7 protein-coding genes and 2 CRISPR repeat arrays (1 of these 9 only partly in view) are annotated in these 18020 nt (G+C 43.0%); all 7 genes read right to left on the reverse strand.

The window, feature by feature from the left end; genetic code table 11:
* Positions 1-8470: a CRISPR direct-repeat array (repeat unit 37 nt; unit sequence GTTTCAATCCCTAATAGGGTTTTAGTTTGATTGCGGC); it begins 396 nt to the left of the window's first position.
* A 106-nt stretch (positions 8471-8576) separates the two neighbouring features.
* Positions 8577-9404: direct repeats of the CRISPR family, unit length 37 nt; unit sequence GTTTCAATCCCTAATAGGGTTTTAGTTTGATTGCGGC.
* 254 nt (positions 9405-9658) lie between these two features.
* A complete protein-coding gene (cas2, locus tag QUA58_RS10615) occupies positions 9659-9931 on the reverse strand; it encodes a CRISPR-associated endonuclease Cas2 (RefSeq protein WP_265239885.1) in 273 nt (90 codons plus the stop codon).
* A gap of 15 nt (positions 9932-9946) precedes the next feature.
* Positions 9947-10951 (reverse strand): type I-D CRISPR-associated endonuclease Cas1d, encoded by a 1005-nt coding sequence (cas1d, locus tag QUA58_RS10620; protein WP_333393994.1) that lies wholly within the window; start codon positions 10949-10951, stop codon positions 9947-9949.
* Between the two features lie 22 nt (positions 10952-10973).
* Positions 10974-11567, reverse strand: a complete 594-nt coding sequence (gene cas4, locus QUA58_RS10625; RefSeq protein ID WP_333393995.1) for a CRISPR-associated protein Cas4 — start codon at positions 11565-11567, stop codon at positions 10974-10976.
* 165 nt (positions 11568-11732) lie between these two features.
* On the reverse strand, positions 11733-12566 hold the full coding sequence (cas6, locus tag QUA58_RS10630) for a CRISPR-associated endoribonuclease Cas6 (protein WP_333393998.1): 834 nt from the start codon (positions 12564-12566) through the stop codon (positions 11733-11735).
* Between the two features lie 204 nt (positions 12567-12770).
* Positions 12771-13475 (reverse strand): type I-D CRISPR-associated protein Cas5/Csc1, encoded by a 705-nt coding sequence (gene cas5d, locus QUA58_RS10635; protein ID WP_333394001.1) that lies wholly within the window; start codon positions 13473-13475, stop codon positions 12771-12773.
* A gap of 5 nt (positions 13476-13480) precedes the next feature.
* The gene (cas7d, locus tag QUA58_RS10640) at positions 13481-14494 is read right to left on the reverse strand and encodes a type I-D CRISPR-associated protein Cas7/Csc2 (RefSeq protein WP_333394002.1); all 1014 of its coding nucleotides are present in this window, start codon (positions 14492-14494) and stop codon (positions 13481-13483) included.
* A 69-nt stretch (positions 14495-14563) separates the two neighbouring features.
* Complete coding sequence (cas10d, locus tag QUA58_RS10645) at positions 14564-17932, reverse strand: type I-D CRISPR-associated protein Cas10d/Csc3 (RefSeq protein WP_333394005.1); 3369 nt, start codon at positions 17930-17932, stop codon at positions 14564-14566.
* Positions 17933-18020 lie beyond the last annotated feature (88 nt).

Raw genomic sequence — 18020 nt, forward strand, 5'->3', positions numbered from 1 at the left:
TTGCGGCGGGAATCTGCTGTGGGCAAAACAACAGGGCGAATTGTTTCAATCCCTAATAGGGTTTTAGTTTGATTGCGGCTTGTTCCTCCTGAAGTCCAAGCAGTCGTCACCAACACGTTTCAATCCCTAATAGGGTTTTAGTTTGATTGCGGCTTGGTTTTGTGCCAATGTCGCTTATCGGTAGCCAATTTGTTTCAATCCCTAATAGGGTTTTAGTTTGATTGCGGCACAAAAAGATTGCGGAGAATGCCAGCTACTTAAGTTTCAATCCCTAATAGGGTTTTAGTTTGATTGCGGCACAAGCAATCTGAAATCAATCGGCTCCGGTGTCGCTTGTTTCAATCCCTAATAGGGTTTTAGTTTGATTGCGGCAACCTTATAGAGTATGAGGTTGTGAAGAATTCTGGTTTCAATCCCTAATAGGGTTTTAGTTTGATTGCGGCGGAGTGCGTGTAATTTCTTAGCTAAGCCAGCATTTGTTTCAATCCCTAATAGGGTTTTAGTTTGATTGCGGCGATGCTGTGGAACAACAAAACCCGATTTTTTAAAGTTTCAATCCCTAATAGGGTTTTAGTTTGATTGCGGCCTTTTAAGCATTCTGCTGCTGCTGTAGCTACGTCGTAGTTGTTTCAATCCCTAATAGGGTTTTAGTTTGATTGCGGCGCGGATTTCAATTTTGTCGAAGCTCAGGACTTTGTTTCAATCCCTAATAGGGTTTTAGTTTGATTGCGGCTTTATTGCCTCTAGGTATTATCCTTAAGCATTTGTGTTTCAATCCCTAATAGGGTTTTAGTTTGATTGCGGCCGGGGTAATTACACCAGCCCCGGTCTGTGCCAAGTTTCAATCCCTAATAGGGTTTTAGTTTGATTGCGGCTCGCTTTTATCTCAGCTTGATGCTGATTGGACTTATGTTTCAATCCCTAATAGGGTTTTAGTTTGATTGCGGCTTGGCGGCATGAATCGCGATCGGGCCCCGGTAATTGGTAGTTTCAATCCCTAATAGGGTTTTAGTTTGATTGCGGCCCTTGCAGACCGAAAGGCCTTTTATGGTGGATGAGCTGCAGTTTCAATCCCTAATAGGGTTTTAGTTTGATTGCGGCAAAACAGCTAGCTAAAAACGAGGTGGAACCGGAACCGGGTTTCAATCCCTAATAGGGTTTTAGTTTGATTGCGGCTCTAGAGCCGACTCTGACTGTTCCAGCACTTCACACGGGTTTCAATCCCTAATAGGGTTTTAGTTTGATTGCGGCATTAGCAATTTGATTTAAGATTGATTCACTTGGGTTTCAATCCCTAATAGGGTTTTAGTTTGATTGCGGCTCTTGGGTTTTCAGGAAAACTAGCTTTTTCAACTATATTGTTTCAATCCCTAATAGGGTTTTAGTTTGATTGCGGCCTCATCCTGAATGGTTCCCTTCAGTACCAATCTTCCGTTTCAATCCCTAATAGGGTTTTAGTTTGATTGCGGCGCGACCTGTCAAGTGCTACTAATTGCTGTTGGTACGTTTCAATCCCTAATAGGGTTTTAGTTTGATTGCGGCATTGGCGACAAAGACTATGGCAGTAAATGTTCAATGTTTCAATCCCTAATAGGGTTTTAGTTTGATTGCGGCTCGACAATCTTGTATTGACAATCAAGCAATAATTGTTTCAATCCCTAATAGGGTTTTAGTTTGATTGCGGCTGGTGTGATGAATGCTTTGTTAATACGCCGCCGATAGGTTTCAATCCCTAATAGGGTTTTAGTTTGATTGCGGCGGTTGAAAGATAATAAACAACGAATGAGCGGCATTGCGTTTCAATCCCTAATAGGGTTTTAGTTTGATTGCGGCTAGCCTTGCAGAATTCGTCAATCTTCGCTTGATTCTGTTTCAATCCCTAATAGGGTTTTAGTTTGATTGCGGCTCGTAAGCTGAACATCGCGAAGACAATAATCAATGTTTCAATCCCTAATAGGGTTTTAGTTTGATTGCGGCTATCTAAATCTTATATATCAGCTAATTTATCGGCTAGTTTCAATCCCTAATAGGGTTTTAGTTTGATTGCGGCTCAGCCTTGAAATACTGACAGCAACTCAGACACTGGTTTCAATCCCTAATAGGGTTTTAGTTTGATTGCGGCATTACTAATCTCGCAACCTGACGGCCCGTGCTTTCAGTTTCAATCCCTAATAGGGTTTTAGTTTGATTGCGGCTCACGGTCGGGTCGTCAAGGCTTTCGGATCTGATGTTTCAATCCCTAATAGGGTTTTAGTTTGATTGCGGCGATCGGTGAATTGTCAGAACTACCACTCTATATTGACGTTTCAATCCCTAATAGGGTTTTAGTTTGATTGCGGCGCGGATTGTTAGAGCTGCCGCCTCCTAATTGTGGAGGATGTTTCAATCCCTAATAGGGTTTTAGTTTGATTGCGGCTGCGTCCACAAATTACGTGGAGGTATTGCCAAGGTTTCAATCCCTAATAGGGTTTTAGTTTGATTGCGGCGTTAGAGCGGTTTTCGATAAGACTAAGTGCCTCGTTTCAATCCCTAATAGGGTTTTAGTTTAATTGCGGCACTGCCCGGGGTGATGGTTGTCGAGTTCACAGTTTCAATCCCTAATAGGGTTTTAGTTTGATTGCGGCGCGACCCGTCAAAGTCGATCGCCATAATGCCACCAGTTTCAATCCCTAATAGGGTTTTAGTTTGATTGCGGCGATCGCGGGTTATGCCGGTAGCAAGTCTGAGATCTCGTTTCAATCCCTAATAGGGTTTTAGTTTGATTGCGGCGTGAGAAAGCTTGGCGCAACGATGCTAGTAAAAGTTTCAATCCCTAATAGGGTTTTAGTTTGATTGCGGCACTCGGCCGCCACGCTAATTTGTGGCGGTAAGCTTCGGCGATCGACTTGGCGTTTCAATCCCTAATAGGGTTTTAGTTTGATTGCGGCTTTTAGAAGAGTTGCGGAAAGGTGAAGTATTAAGCAAAGTTTCAATCCCTAATAGGGTTTTAGTTTGATTGCGGCTTTGTTGTCGTTCGTATCTACAGGTATTGAATCTCTGTTTCAATCCCTAATAGGGTTTTAGTTTGATTGCGGCATTGCAATGTGCTTATTAAATTTGGGAATTAAAGGCGTTTCAATCCCTAATAGGGTTTTAGTTTGATTGCGGCATTACCTACATCCGCTAATTAAATTTTTCTTCTTGTTTCAATCCCTAATAGGGTTTTAGTTTGATTGCGGCGCGGCTTTACTGGTGGCGGTGAAGTCAAGCGAAAAGGCAGTTTCAATCCCTAATAGGGTTTTAGTTTGATTGCGGCCTAGGCGAATCGGCGGCTATGTTCCCCGCCCTAAGTTTCAATCCCTAATAGGGTTTTAGTTTGATTGCGGCATGGGATTTGCACCCGAGATGAATGGGGCAAACCTTGTTTCAATCCCTAATAGGGTTTTAGTTTGATTGCGGCAAGAATGCTATCAACTGTGTCGCAAACTTTATCCGTTTCAATCCCTAATAGGGTTTTAGTTTGATTGCGGCTTGCGATCGCCTATCTCTGCCGCCAACAAAGATGTAGAAAAGTTTCAATCCCTAATAGGGTTTTAGTTTGATTGCGGCACATCCAACAGCCTTTGTATTGTCCCCAGTCTTCAGTTTCAATCCCTAATAGGGTTTTAGTTTGATTGCGGCGAGGTAGAATCGGGTAGCTAAAGTTTACGGCTTTCCAGTTTCAATCCCTAATAGGGTTTTATTTTGATTGCGGCGCAACTTGAAGATTACTTGACGCGCTTCTGCTTAGTTTCAATCCCTAATAGGGTTTTAGTTTGATTGCGGCTTAACTTCTATGAGAGTGGTTCAAATTATGTCAAGTTTCAATCCCTAATAGGGTTTTAGTTTGATTGCGGCGTCATTGACCAGTGTCAGCGCCAACAATATAGTATGTTTCAATCCCTAATAGGGTTTTAGTTTGATTGCGGCGGAATTGTGCGTCAGCTTGCGGCTGATGGGGCGATCGTTTCAATCCCTAATAGGGTTTTAGTTTGATTGCGGCATTGCTATGAAAAATGTAAAAAAATCTCATATTGAGCTTGTTTCAATCCCTAATAGGGTTTTAGTTTGATTGCGGCTGTGTTGCACCCTCGCTGCACTTTCACTTTAAAGTTTCAATCCCTAATAGGGTTTTAGTTTGATTGCGGCATGAACGTGGAATCTGGCTTGAGCCATTTATTTGCCAGTTTCAATCCCTAATAGGGTTTTAGTTTGATTGCGGCAAAAGTCTTTCAAGCCCTTGTAACTTCCGTATTTTGTTTCAATCCCTAATAGGGTTTTAGTTTGATTGCGGCTGTCACGTAGGTTTTTTATATTTATAATATTCCTACGTGTTTCAATCCCTAATAGGGTTTTAGTTTGATTGCGGCAAAACAATACTACGTCGCGGATGGCACTAGGAAAGTTTCAATCCCTAATAGGGTTTTAGTTTGATTGCGGCCTTAGCTAAGAATGCAATTTGTTCATCGCTAAAATTAGTTTCAATCCCTAATAGGGTTTTAGTTTGATTGCGGCGGCAGCAGCATCAACGCCGGCCGCACAACCGACAAAGTTTCAATCCCTAATAGGGTTTTAGTTTGATTGCGGCGAAGAGGCTGTGGCTGAACTGGTAGATTTGGCGATCGAGTTTCAATCCCTAATAGGGTTTTAGTTTGATTGCGGCTGATACCTTTCCACAAGAAGCCAGCGATTACAGTAGTTTCAATCCCTAATAGGGTTTTAGTTTGATTGCGGCAAATTTCTTCCGAAGTTCCGTCCAAGTAACCTGTTTCAATCCCTAATAGGGTTTTAGTTTGATTGCGGCTTTACTACCGTCTCCGATAGAGGCACTGTTTCCACCACTCGGTTTCAATCCCTAATAGGGTTTTAGTTTGATTGCGGCAGCGATTGGACCCGCTAGCCAAGTCACGACTTCCCCAGTTTCAATCCCTAATAGGGTTTTAGTTTGATTGCGGCGGTCGAGTCCCCTCTCTTTTGTGGGAGGGGGGATTCGTTTCAATCCCTAATAGGGTTTTAGTTTGATTGCGGCGCTTTCGATTCGTCTTTAGTTAAGTATAAGCCTGCCAAGTTTCAATCCCTAATAGGGTTTTAGTTTGATTGCGGCGCTCATAATATGCAAGCTCTTGAGGCAAGTCCAAGAGCGTGTTTCAATCCCTAATAGGGTTTTAGTTTGATTGCGGCGCGGTTGGTGCGGGATTACCATTAAATGAGGCTTTAGTTTCAATCCCTAATAGGGTTTTAGTTTGATTGCGGCAAGGGCGCGCTGCCAGTATCGGCATATTTTGGATCGTTTCAATCCCTAATAGGGTTTTAGTTTGATTGCGGCTCGGCAAACACAAAGACAAATATTTTGGAAAAGACGTTTCAATCCCTAATAGGGTTTTAGTTTGATTGCGGCTAGTGAAAAAAAATCATGACAATAACCATCGGCAGTTTCAATCCCTAATAGGGTTTTAGTTTGATTGCGGCTCCAAAAGCCGAAGGATGCGATATTTTTTCTGCCCTCGGTTTCAATCCCTAATAGGGTTTTAGTTTGATTGCGGCGGTGGAGTCGGGGTTGTAGTAATCGTCCCGGTAAAGTTTCAATCCCTAATAGGGTTTTAGTTTGATTGCGGCTTAGGTGATGGTAACGTAGGAATCAAAATAAAGAGTTTCAATCCCTAATAGGGTTTTAGTTTGATTGCGGCTGTAACCTCTCCGTGTTTCATTGATTCCAATTTGGCGGTTTCAATCCCTAATAGGGTTTTAGTTTGATTGCGGCATTCACGCCTCCCGGTAGTTATAAAGGTTCCCTGTTTCAATCCCTAATAGGGTTTTAGTTTGATTGCGGCATAGTTTGCATTTTTCTTTTCAGCTAACTTGTTGTTTCAATCCCTAATAGGGTTTTAGTTTGATTGCGGCTTTATCCAAGGCTTCAGAAAACTTCATAAATTGTGTTTCAATCCCTAATAGGGTTTTAGTTTGATTGCGGCCGTCAGCGGTTGAGGATGCGTTTGCAGGATTCTTTGTTTCAATCCCTAATAGGGTTTTAGTTTGATTGCGGCGTGCGGGCTTGCCCGAAGGCAGTTGCGAATTAGTTGTTTCAATCCCTAATAGGGTTTTAGTTTGATTGCGGCTCGTTTGTATCATAACTTGATACAAAAATATTTGGTGTTTCAATCCCTAATAGGGTTTTAGTTTGATTGCGGCGCGAGTTTCTTCTGAAATTACATTGGAGGGTATGTTTCAATCCCTAATAGGGTTTTAGTTTGATTGCGGCGGCCAAGTTCCACCAATCCAAAGCTCTTTCCATGGTTTCAATCCCTAATAGGGTTTTAGTTTGATTGCGGCAATGGGGCGATCGGATAGCCAACAATTTGAAGCTAACAGGTTTCAATCCCTAATAGGGTTTTAGTTTGATTGCGGCAGCAAACATGGCTGAAACTCAGTCGGTAGTTGACGTTTCAATCCCTAATAGGGTTTTAGTTTGATTGCGGCTATTTTTAAAGAGCCAAGAAGAAAATACTTAAGCTGGTTTCAATCCCTAATAGGGTTTTAGTTTGATTGCGGCTTCCGGCAGCCAATAGGGTACTTCGAGAAGTCCGTAATACCAGTTTCAATCCCTAATAGGGTTTTAGTTTGATTGCGGCTTTTTTGCTATCATTTAGATATAACTTCATAGAGTTTCAATCCCTAATAGGGTTTTAGTTTGATTGCGGCCCGCAGGCTGTAATTAATGCGTTGATTGAGTGGAGTTTCAATCCCTAATAGGGTTTTAGTTTGATTGCGGCCTTGCTTTCTTACAGGTATCTCTGAGTTTTTCAGCGTTTCAATCCCTAATAGGGTTTTAGTTTGATTGCGGCTCTACCAAAGATCGTAAAGCCGTCGCAGGTCATGATGTTTCAATCCCTAATAGGGTTTTAGTTTGATTGCGGCTTTCTAAGGAAGGGAGTCTGTCGCTGGTTAAGCGAAGTTTCAATCCCTAATAGGGTTTTAGTTTGATTGCGGCATAATCATTAGTTTTATGCGATCGGCGGAGCAATCTTGTTTCAATCCCTAATAGGGTTTTAGTTTGATTGCGGCTTTAAGAGGTGTTTTATGATTTCTGAGATTGAAATTAGGTTTCAATCCCTAATAGGGTTTTAGTTTGATTGCGGCCCCTGTACGCTTTGGTATATTTTCGGTTGGATAGCCAGGTTTCAATCCCTAATAGGGTTTTAGTTTGATTGCGGCTTCTCAGCCTTATCGATGCCAAGTCCGAGGCGGGCATGTTTCAATCCCTAATAGGGTTTTAGTTTGATTGCGGTCCAAAATTCGAGCAAGTCTTCATCATCGGAACCTTGTTTCAATCCCTAATAGGGTTTTAGTTTGATTGCGGCATTGAAAATCAGAGGAAGGCATTAGCTCAAGCTGGTTTCAATCCCTAATAGGGTTTTAGTTTGATTGCGGCTTTTTGTTTTGGATTAAGTAACTTTTAGTGCCACCCTGTTTCAATCCCTAATAGGGTTTTAGTTTGATTGCGGCCGGACGCAATGTTCGTAACCTGCCCATACCTGAAAGGGTTTCAATCCCTAATAGGGTTTTAGTTTGATTGCGGCTAGGAGTTATTTGCAATGTAGGCTTTTATACCGCGTTTCAATCCCTAATAGGGTTTTAGTTTGATTGCGGCGTTTCAATACGGGCATTTTTTAAAATTTGTTCAGTTTCAATCCCTAATAGGGTTTTAGTTTGATTGCGGCTAGGAGTTATTTGCAATGTAGGCTTTTATACCGCGTTTCAATCCCTAATAGGGTTTTAGTTTGATTGCGGCTCGTCAATGCCCCATGTGTCAATTTGCTCGTGCTTCTAGTTTCAATCCCTAATAGGGTTTTAGTTTGATTGCGGCATTTTAAGCGCTCTCTACCTCCCAAGGCATCCGTAGTTTCAATCCCTAATAGGGTTTTAGTTTGATTGCGGCTATCCACTGACCTCTGCAAGCCTCTACGCCAACTTTAAGTTTCAATCCCTAATAGGGTTTTAGTTTGATTGCGGCTTTTACAATGCTAAGAATTCCATCAAGATATTTGGGTTTCAATCCCTAATAGGGTTTTAGTTTGATTGCGGCATGTCGGCGGTAGCGAACCGCCTAAACGCTGCTGTTTCAATCCCTAATAGGGTTTTAGTTTGATTGCGGCTCATATGTTGAATACTACTACTGTTGGCTATGCTGGTGTTTCAATCCCTAATAGGGTTTTAGTTTGATTGCGGCGATTTGGAGGGTGCAGAGGTTGTTGTCATCGTTCCCGTTTCAATCCCTAATAGGGTTTTAGTTTGATTGCGGCTCCCTCCAGTGCCAAGCAAACTATTAGCTGGCGTTTCAATCCCTAATAGGGTTTTAGTTTGATTGCGGCGTTCTGTAAAAACGATTGAATCTTCGGCTGCTGAGCCGCAATCAAGTTTCAATCCCTAATAGGGTTTTAGTTTGATTGCGGCCTGGTGTACTTACTAATGCAACTGGATTACCTTTAGTTTCAATCTTGACCCAATTGCTTGACAAACACTGCAACGGATTGCTTACTAATGCAACTGGATTACCTTTAGTTTCAATCCCTAATAGGGTTTTAGTTTGATTGCGGCGTGGCGCGGGGGGATTGATTGCGTCATTATTTACGTTTCAATCCCTAATAGGGTTTTAGTTTGATTGCGGCTAGCTAGGGAGTTTCTCACTCATTTCCTGGGATGGGTTTCAATCCCTAATAGGGTTTTAGTTTGATTGCGGCTATAAACTTATTAATTCAGTGTATTTAGTCGCTAGTTTCAATCCCTAATAGGGTTTTAGTTTGATTGCGGCTAGCAGTATTTTGGAGCTCGCCGTTCTCGTAATACTTGTTTCAATCCCTAATAGGGTTTTAGTTTGATTGCGGCATTTCAGAAGAAACTCGCAATTTCAAATCACAAGGTTTCAATCCCTAATAGGGTTTTAGTTTGATTGCGGCTAGGATTTTAGCTTTCTGCGACATAGATTTGAAGTTTCAATCCCTAATAGGGTTTTAGTTTGATTGCGGCCCTTCATAGTTATAATCTCCCATTCCGAGTCTGATGTTTCAATCCCTAATAGGGTTTTAGTTTGATTGCGGCTCCCCGCAGTCCTTGCCGCCATCTACAAATTGCGTTTCAATCCCTAATAGGGTTTTAGTTTGATTGCGGCTCTTGTTTCTGGCGTTTGATGCGATGGGCATGAGTTTCAATCCCTAATAGGGTTTTAGTTTGATTGCGGCTTTCGATCGAAGCTATATCCCAAGCCATCGCCCTAAGTCCGTTTCAATCCCTAATAGGGTTTTAGTTTGATTGCGGCTTCAAAAAAAAGAATTCGATCGAGTCCGTTGACAAAGTTTCAATCCCTAATAGGGTTTTAGTTTGATTGCGGCCGCCGCTGTCTGGGAGGCTTGAAATATAAGGTTTTCAAGGTTCAGTTGCGTCTGAATGAAATCAATATACCATTTCACCGATCGCCCTGTCAAGGGGGCAAAATTCAAATAGACCTCAAACTCTCTCCCAGTAAAGTTTTCAGCATTTGCGTCTGATCCGCATGAGGTACAAACCACCGCAAACCCAGTCCTAGTAAAGCTCTCAGCCATTAAAATTCACCCCCTCCGTTCAACACCCATAGCCAGACGCAAAATCACACCATAAAGATCGTAGTATCCAGCGGTGCCCGGCCGCCAATCCGCTCAATCTTGCCCTGACAGCAAGCGCACAAAAAATGAAACAGAATACTATCCTCATCAGACTTAATCACCCGGCCCAGACGTTGGCGCATCCGGGCATACTGAGTATCCGTCACATCGCAATGAAACACCGAATACTGCTTCCATTCCCCATAAGACTTGAGAATCTTGTGAATCTTAGTGCGACGGTTGTCCTCAGATATATCGTAGCAAACCAGAACAAACATAACTTCATTGTCTCCCTATTTCAAAAACAAAGGTGGATATTTGTCAATTTCACCCATCAAATACTTAGCCATCAGCCGCCCTTGAATTTCAAAAGCTTCTTGATAGGTGCACAGCTTTCCCATAACTGGATGCTTGAACTTTGACTGTTTCTTTTGCTCGTAAAGCCGCAAAAAATTGTGCAACCCTTCTCTTGTCAAAGAAACCGCGCCACTCAAAGGTTCAGCCGTAAAATCACTAGGAGAAATTTTCTGCAAATTGATCGCTGCTAACACCACAGCATCAACTACCAAAGGTCTAAATTCTTCCATCAAGTCCAGCGCTAAAGAAGGACGCCCGTAGCGCTCAAAATGCAAATATCCCAAATACGGATCGAACCCGATAATATTCACCGCACTTTGAACATCGTGTCGCAACAGAGAATATCCCAAACTCAACAGAGAATTTACCGGATCGGTAGGGGGACGGCGGCGGCGAACTTCAAAGCTAAATTCCGGCACCCGAATCAGCCGATTAAAACAGCCAAAATAAGTCGCACTACCCGCCCCCTCTAATCCTCGCAGCGAATTAATATTTGAAGTTTTATCAACGGATGCAATTACTTCTTTCAATTGTGCGATCGGTTTTTCAAAATCTGGTTGAGAATATTTGCGTTGGCACTCTAACAACGTAGTCCGGTAATTCTTGAGCTTTCCCCGTACAAACCCCCTGACCAAATGCACCGCTTGTTCCGATTCACCGGCAGCTTTCCACTGAGCTTTTCGCACAAAAATATTTTTAGTCATTTCCGGTTCCAGCCTCCCTAAATAGCGTCCGTTTGCCGTCAGAAAGCTTAAAGGAATGTGACGTTCCAACAATTCCATAACAACAGCCGGAGAAACCGTAGCGCGTCCCAATACAACAACACCGTCAATTCTAATTAATGGCACGTCAATGAGAGTTTTTTTGTCAGCTTTAACGGTAAGGCGTTCGTCTAATTTGCCGATAAAAGCATCTTCTGGCGTGATGTAAACAGTTCCCATTGTGAATTCTCCTAATTGCAGGTTAACTTGCTTCTTGATAGCGGTTGACTTTGCTAGCAGCTTGGGGCAGGCATTGGGAAGAAAGACTACATCCCGAACACCGAGCGCTGTAAACTGGTAACGGGATATTTCCCGATCGCCAAAGAGCACCGACTTTTTCAATAGTTGCGATCGCCTCCTGTCTCAAACCCTCAGAAATCTCCACCTTTTGCCGCTGGTGCGACTGCGCGTAATACACATATCCAGTCGCAATACTTTTCCCCGTCATCTCCTCCAAACACAAAGCTTGAGCGCACACCTGCAACTCATCATTATCCCATTCCCCTTTCTTACCGCGCTTGTACTCAACCGGATACAACTCACCATTCTCCGATTCAATCAAATCCGACTTACCAATCAGTTTGTAGCGCTCCGACTTCAGCCAAATCGCGCGAACCTGCCAAGTTTCATCGCGGTTGATCTCGCCCATAGTGTGAACGCGATCGTGCAAAGTCGTCCCTTCTATGGTATACTGGTTGTCCGCAAATTCTCCCGCGCAAGACATTCGCCAGCAGCGGTGGGGACAGTAGGAGTATTGGTTCAGAAGTGCGATCGAAATGTAATCAAAATCGTTCATAATTTTGATGGTTTGTAGGAGATTAGTAATTGGAATTAGCAACAGGCAAGATGCCTGTTCCACAAGAGTTTATTGTTATTGTGGGGTGGGCATCTTGCCCGCCCTGGGATTCTGGCATCTTGCCCGCCCTGGAATTCCGGCATCTGGCCCGCCCTCAAAATCCGTTTAACTCTTATTAACAACAATTCGTCGAGTCATTCCCATTCCCATCGGAGTTTTCCTCCCCACTCCGCAGTAAACAGCAAAATCAGCCAAAGCGTTAATTTGCTTAATCACTAAAGGCTCCACATCTCCCAAAATCCGATAACTAACCTCCCCAACCATGCCTACAAAATCGCTTTGATAGTTAGTCAATTTTTCACTTCGGATATTGACAAATGTCGAATAAAGTGCATCGAATGACAGGTCGGGAATTGCGATCGGGCTGTACTTGTTCCACCGACTGAGGAGACTGTTAAAAACGCAGTCTCTAGTAGGAATCACTGAATCAAATTTTCCCTGTCGAAAGGTAGTAGGAGTCGCAAAACTGAAGGCAATTAAGCGATTAGTGTCAGAAGCTCGATCGTACAATTGAGAGTAATCGCAAGCATTAGCCCAAGGCTGATCTACTTGGGGCGTTCCCAAAATCTTAGTAATCATCAAATCCGCCGGGCCCAAATGCCACGGCTTCGAGGGATTGAGATTCAGCCAAAGATTAGTTAATTTGCCGAATAGAGTGTCATCCAGCAGACTAATTCGCCACCAACACAGCGTGTGTTCTGGAATCGGTTCTGTGTGTTCCCATTGCAGGAAATGGTGTTTTTTGAAAGGGCATTTTTTAGTTTGCAAAGGGCTGAGGGTGAAGGATTTTTGGGCGGTGGCATCGTGGAGGCGATCGCCGAGTTCTTTGTCAACGGAGCTCACGAGGGTGAGAAAGAGGGCGTGCAGGTGTCTTCCCGTTAGGTATCCGGGGGGAATCGGGGAGAGGGGGAGGAGGTTGAGGATGAGGCTGTGCGGCATAGTTTGCTAGCTCGTTTGTTGCTGTGGAAAGAATAAAATTCACAGGATTTATGCGCCAAGACCAAAGAAACCGGGTTTTTTACCTAATCTGCGGGTAACAACGAAGGATTTTCGTAAAAACCCGGTTTCTTCCCCCCTGCGTAAGTCCTAATTCAGTAAGTTTGTAGTGCAGGCTTCAGTCCTCACTGCGAACCTTTTTGAAATTTAACTAGCCCGAAAGCGATATTCCATACAAGCTGGAATTCTGAGGTTTTCAAACTGGTAATGTTGACCGCGAATTTTGATATTTTGAATCAAACTTACTGGCGGCATATTCACCACGTCGTAGCTGAGGACTTGATGGGAAAACATCACATCTAAGGGATTGAGCAAATAAGGGAAAATAAAGTCGCCATTTTTGCGATTATCGCCATTGCCCATTTCTTCAGTCGTTAACTCAGCTTTGCTCATCCACTTTCCCAGACGAATCCATTTCGCCAGTTTCAGAGACTTTTCTGAGACTATGAAAAACTCAAATTTGCTTTCCGGTGCAATTTCTTTAGTTCTGCCAAAACTGGGGATATTTTTCTGGGTTTTCTCCATCTCAACGTGATAGTTGTTGTTGGCGTATTTCCATGTATTGAGAGTGGATGCGTGAGAGATCGATCGCGCCGGAGTTACATAAATCCCCTGTTGGTTGAGCGCCGTTAAATGCTGCTCGTATTTAGGAATTTGTTCGGGACAAAAATAGCGATAGGAATCTTCTTCAGCCACGGTGGTAGAATAGATGGCGCTATCCACCAAACCGAGGGCGTAACAAAGCGCGTAATTGTGAATTACTGGCTCTGTTTCGTAAAGTCTCCCTATCTCGCGAGTTGCAAAATACAAACTATCGTGCAACTCGATTTGACAGCGGTAAATCCAAGTCATTGTTTTTACTCCGTTGCTGCTGTAGATCCTGCCTTACTTTTAATATGCTTCTTCGCGTAAGCTTTAGCTTCATCATCAGCTTTTTTCAACATCTTTTTGAGTTCATATTCATTGCCAATAATAGCTTTAACTTCTGTAATTAATGGCGTAAACTTATCCCCAATAAAGTCTTGATGCACGATGAATTCCTCAGACATTAATGTTTCGATAGCAGCGCTAGCAGCGGCAATTACATCATCTTCATTGAGAGGGTTGTTGGAATTAAGTTTATCTTCAACCTGCAATTTGTCGTAAATTGCTTGCGTCCAGCGGAGGTTACTGGTAATTTCGCCGTCGGCAAATACGACACCAATTAACTCATTTCTGACTCTACCTGTGCGGGTGGTTTGAGCGCCATAGTGCCGCGTTCTGAGGATGTTGTTGAAAACATACAAAAAACTAGCTTCCGTAGGGTCTTTTAGGGTGACAATGCTCGGAAAGAAAATCTGGGGTTTGATGTGGTCTTGCTGATTGATGCGACTGGTAACTTCCCCCGGCTTGGTACCTGCTTCGCCCTTAGATGCCATTGTGCCATTCTCAAAGGGAGCGTTGAGGGTAAAAGTCTCGTGAGATTCGTCAAAAGCTGTAATTGAAAATGCTGTGTCAACTACGACTTTTGATTTCTCTGAACCAGAGTCACCGATCGCAAATCCGTAGATAATGCAATCAGGGTTATTCATGGCAAACTTGACATTGTATTCGCAATCTTCAGCGGTCATAAAACCGTAGTTACGCAGCAACTCGCGACCGACTAAACGTTCTGGTGTAGATTGCTTGCGCTTAAACATGGTCAGGCGGCTGATTGGTTTTTGGTCTTGAATTCCTGACCTCACCCGCGCTTTATTCAGTTCTCCATCGGTCTGAAATAGGGGATAAGATTCTGTGACTCGCACAGTCAGAAAATGTACATATTTTCCCATTGGTTTGTAAGGGATGTTAGTGTGGAAAAATTTAGAGTCAACTGTTTTCAAGAAAGGCATGATTTGTGTCCTATGTAAAAATGTTAGTTTTGTTGTTTGCGTGTAGCCGATAGAACAATAACTTCAGCTTTAATCCTCACCTTCTTCCTGAGATACGTCAGGAGATTTGTCATCTCGCGCGCGATTTTCCTTGTCATTCTCTAAACGGTAAAGAAATTCGCAGGTATCTCGGATTAGGTTGATTTGGCGACCAGCTAAACGGGCCCGATCGCCTGCAAACGATTTCTCAAATACCTCCTCAACAAAATAGCGAGCAAACTCTAAAATTGCCTCTCGTTCTTCCTCCCGCTTGCTGAAAATCCAGCGTCCTTCAGCAGTAGAAGAGTGAACGCGATCCATGAGTTTTGAAACTTCAGCAGCAACAGCCAACACTAAAGATTCATTTTGAAAACAGCGATCGGCTTCCAGGATAGTTTTAGAGGTAATATCAATCGGTTTCAGTACAGCATTTGCCTTGGGATTGTATCGCTTATTTGCACGGTAGAATCTGCGATACAAATCCGTGAGTTTTTGGGGGTGGTTTAAGCTTGATGCGGTTGTCACAGTCAATCTATCCTCTTCATGATTATACTTGGCATAGGAGTCAAAACAAGGGTAAAAATGATAAGCATAAAGCTTAATCTTTTGAATTGATGCCGTTTCATTTTTCTGTTTCCGAACCCACTTATTTAGGTAGCTAAACACATAAAGCGGGCTGGTTTCAAAATCAGTGGCAAGTTCAGTTAATTTTCCCCAGTTGGAGTCATAACCGGACTTCCCTTGTTTTGCATTAACATCAAGATGAATAGCATAAGCAGCAGTTAAAACATTCAAAGGTGCAGGATAAGATTTGCCGTTTTCTTCCCAACCTTCTAGGATATAGTCGAGGCGAAAGCGATCTCGCTTCGTCAAAACCCGAAAAGCTTGGGGTACACTGTCAAGAAATACGCTTTCTTCAAATTCCGCACCGTCGTTAAAAGGCGGAATGGGCGACTCGGAAACCACAGTTTTGACATCCAGAATCATCGGGAAGGCAAAAGCTAACCAAGTTGGCATTACCCAGGATTCGGTATCAGTTGCATCTCTACCGGGAGGAAGCGCCATGAAGTAAAATGTTAGGGGTTGGTCTTCGGGATAGGAAAGTTTGAAGGTGCGGTCTTTTCCTGGTTCGATGTTTTCATCTATGAGGAAACTATCGATGCTTTGATAGCGTTCGCGTCCAAAATCGGCTTGCAAATCCTTGCTGATAAAATGATTGCGAATGCTGGTATCAAAGCGGGTTTGAAAAATGCTAGTGTAGGCTTTTTGCAGAAATTTATTTGTCTCTGGGGTGAAGTAATATGTGGGATAAAAATAGAGATAGCGATATTTGCCATCTTCAAATTTTTTGCCCACAGCTTGAGTTTGATTCATTAAAATTTGCCTCAGCATCATTTCCAAACCTGCAATACTAGAAATATTGCGTTTGGCGTTAGAACCTCCCAACATTTGTTTGTTTGTGTAAACTTGAGGGGTGAACAAAACGGCTGATTCCATTTGTTCTGTCACCGTGTAAGCTGAATGGGAAATCGAACAGATTAACTGTCTTCCTCTACCCTGTTTTTTAGCGAGTTGGTAGCGTTCCAATTCATCTAAAAATACGTCACTGGATGCTGTGTCCAATGGTGTATTTCCGGGTAACATGACAACCCGCGTTACCCACAGTCGCAAATCGTCCCAACCGTCGGGCAATTTGTAATGTGAAATAATGGGTTTAATCATTTGGGAAATGTGGGCGATCGCCTGTTCGCAAACTTGCCGCACATCCTCAATTCCTGGGTAATGTTCTAGGTACTTTGCTGCTAAATAGTACCATTCGTAAGGAACGCCGCCTGTATTACCTTTTAGTTTAAGTTCTTTGAGGCGTTCATTAATCCGTTGAATTTCTCTCAGGGCTGGCAGATATTCGGACAGGTTCCAAAACTTAGCAATTTCATCGACAATATCTAGATGAGGTAGGGCGGGTATTTTTTTGTCTTTCTTGCGTGCAGCTTCGATGGTATTAACCTGTTCTCCCCAAATTTTACGGCTCACTAAGTCGCCAAGTTCAGCAATTTGGTCAATCCTCAGATCGTCGTCAAAATTGAAGTTGTAATCGACCGACAAAACATCCTGCTTTTGAAATTTTATCAGATTATCGCTGCGACTTTTGGCAACAGAGTTTTTTCCGATTTTAAGAATGCGTAAAGTAGCCTTAATTGCAACTAACATTAACTCGGATGTATCAAAAAACAGGTTATAATACTCCGCATATTTCATGCCTTTACCATCTCTGCCAAAACCAGTTTGTCGCCGTTGCAGTTGTCCGGCGCAGAGTTGTTTAATCTTGCTAACTACTCGTTTGGGTAAATCTGCAATTGAAATAGCAGGAGCATCCGCTCGTGCTAGGTAAATTACACCTGTTGGTAGGTAAAGCAATGGTTCGTAGTAGGTGCGATCGTCGGTGTTCAGCGCCGTATGCACTTCCATTAAAGCGTTATTGACGACGTTGGTAAGTACGCCTCTGTTTTCAGCGATGCTGTGATAAGTGAATTTTAATTTCCCGTCGCTGAGGCTGTGGATTAACTCGTTTAGTCTCGTATTTTCTGCATCTTGGGGATGTTTGATAATAGATGCTAGGGAATCTGCTAAACAGGTTAAGTCTGAGAGACTGCGGAGTGTGCGATCGCGCAACACTGGATTTAACCCAAATTCGGAAAAATTCCAGTTAGTATCCCAACGTCGCTGAGCGTTGTAAGCAAGGCAGAGCAAATCGTCAATGTATTCTCGATAAGCATCTGGATCGTCGGGATTGATGAAACTATCTATTCCTAACTGTCGCACTTTTTCATCAATAATTTGACGGTGCTGTTCTAGCGGTAACTTGCGACAATCGTTGGGGACATCGGGAAATTTTTCAAAGTCGTGGAGAATAAATCCAGCAATTACTAATCGCCTTTCTTTTTCTCCCACCGATCGCCGCACGGTGGTGTCGAGTTTTTCTAACCGCTGTTCAATTAAATTAGCAGGAAATAATCCATTTAGCAGGTGAGTATTTAGGGACTGATCGCCTGCATTGTCTCGTCTAACGTTCTCTTTGCCTTTTTGCCGATCGAGTTCGTCAAAAAATTTGCCGCCTTTGGCTGTGACGCCAATGGCAACTCGCAGCAGATTTGGCAAGACATATTCTGCGAAGTCTGCCATGACGCGATCGCCTGGATTTTGACTCTGAATGGCTTCTCGTAAGAGCTTGAGGGTTAGTAAGTCGCGAGTTTGAGGTTCGATTGTGCGATCGGACGTTTGAAAGTTTGACCCTAATTCTTCATCTTGCAACCAGTCATCATCTGCATCATCCGATCGCTCTGAGATCAAATTAACTGGAATATCAAATAATGAGAGTTGTTGATACTCTTCATCTGGTTTTTGACGTTTTTTAGCCATTTTATGCCTCTAGGGAGTCTATGAAAGAATTCACTTATCTTTGATAGAGATTTTGGACAAAAAAGCTCTACAGGCTCTGATGTAGTTA

Origin of the sequence: Microcoleus sp. N9_A1 (assembly GCF_036701795.1) — a bacterium.
GTDB lineage: Bacteria > Cyanobacteriota > Cyanobacteriia > Cyanobacteriales > Microcoleaceae > Microcoleus.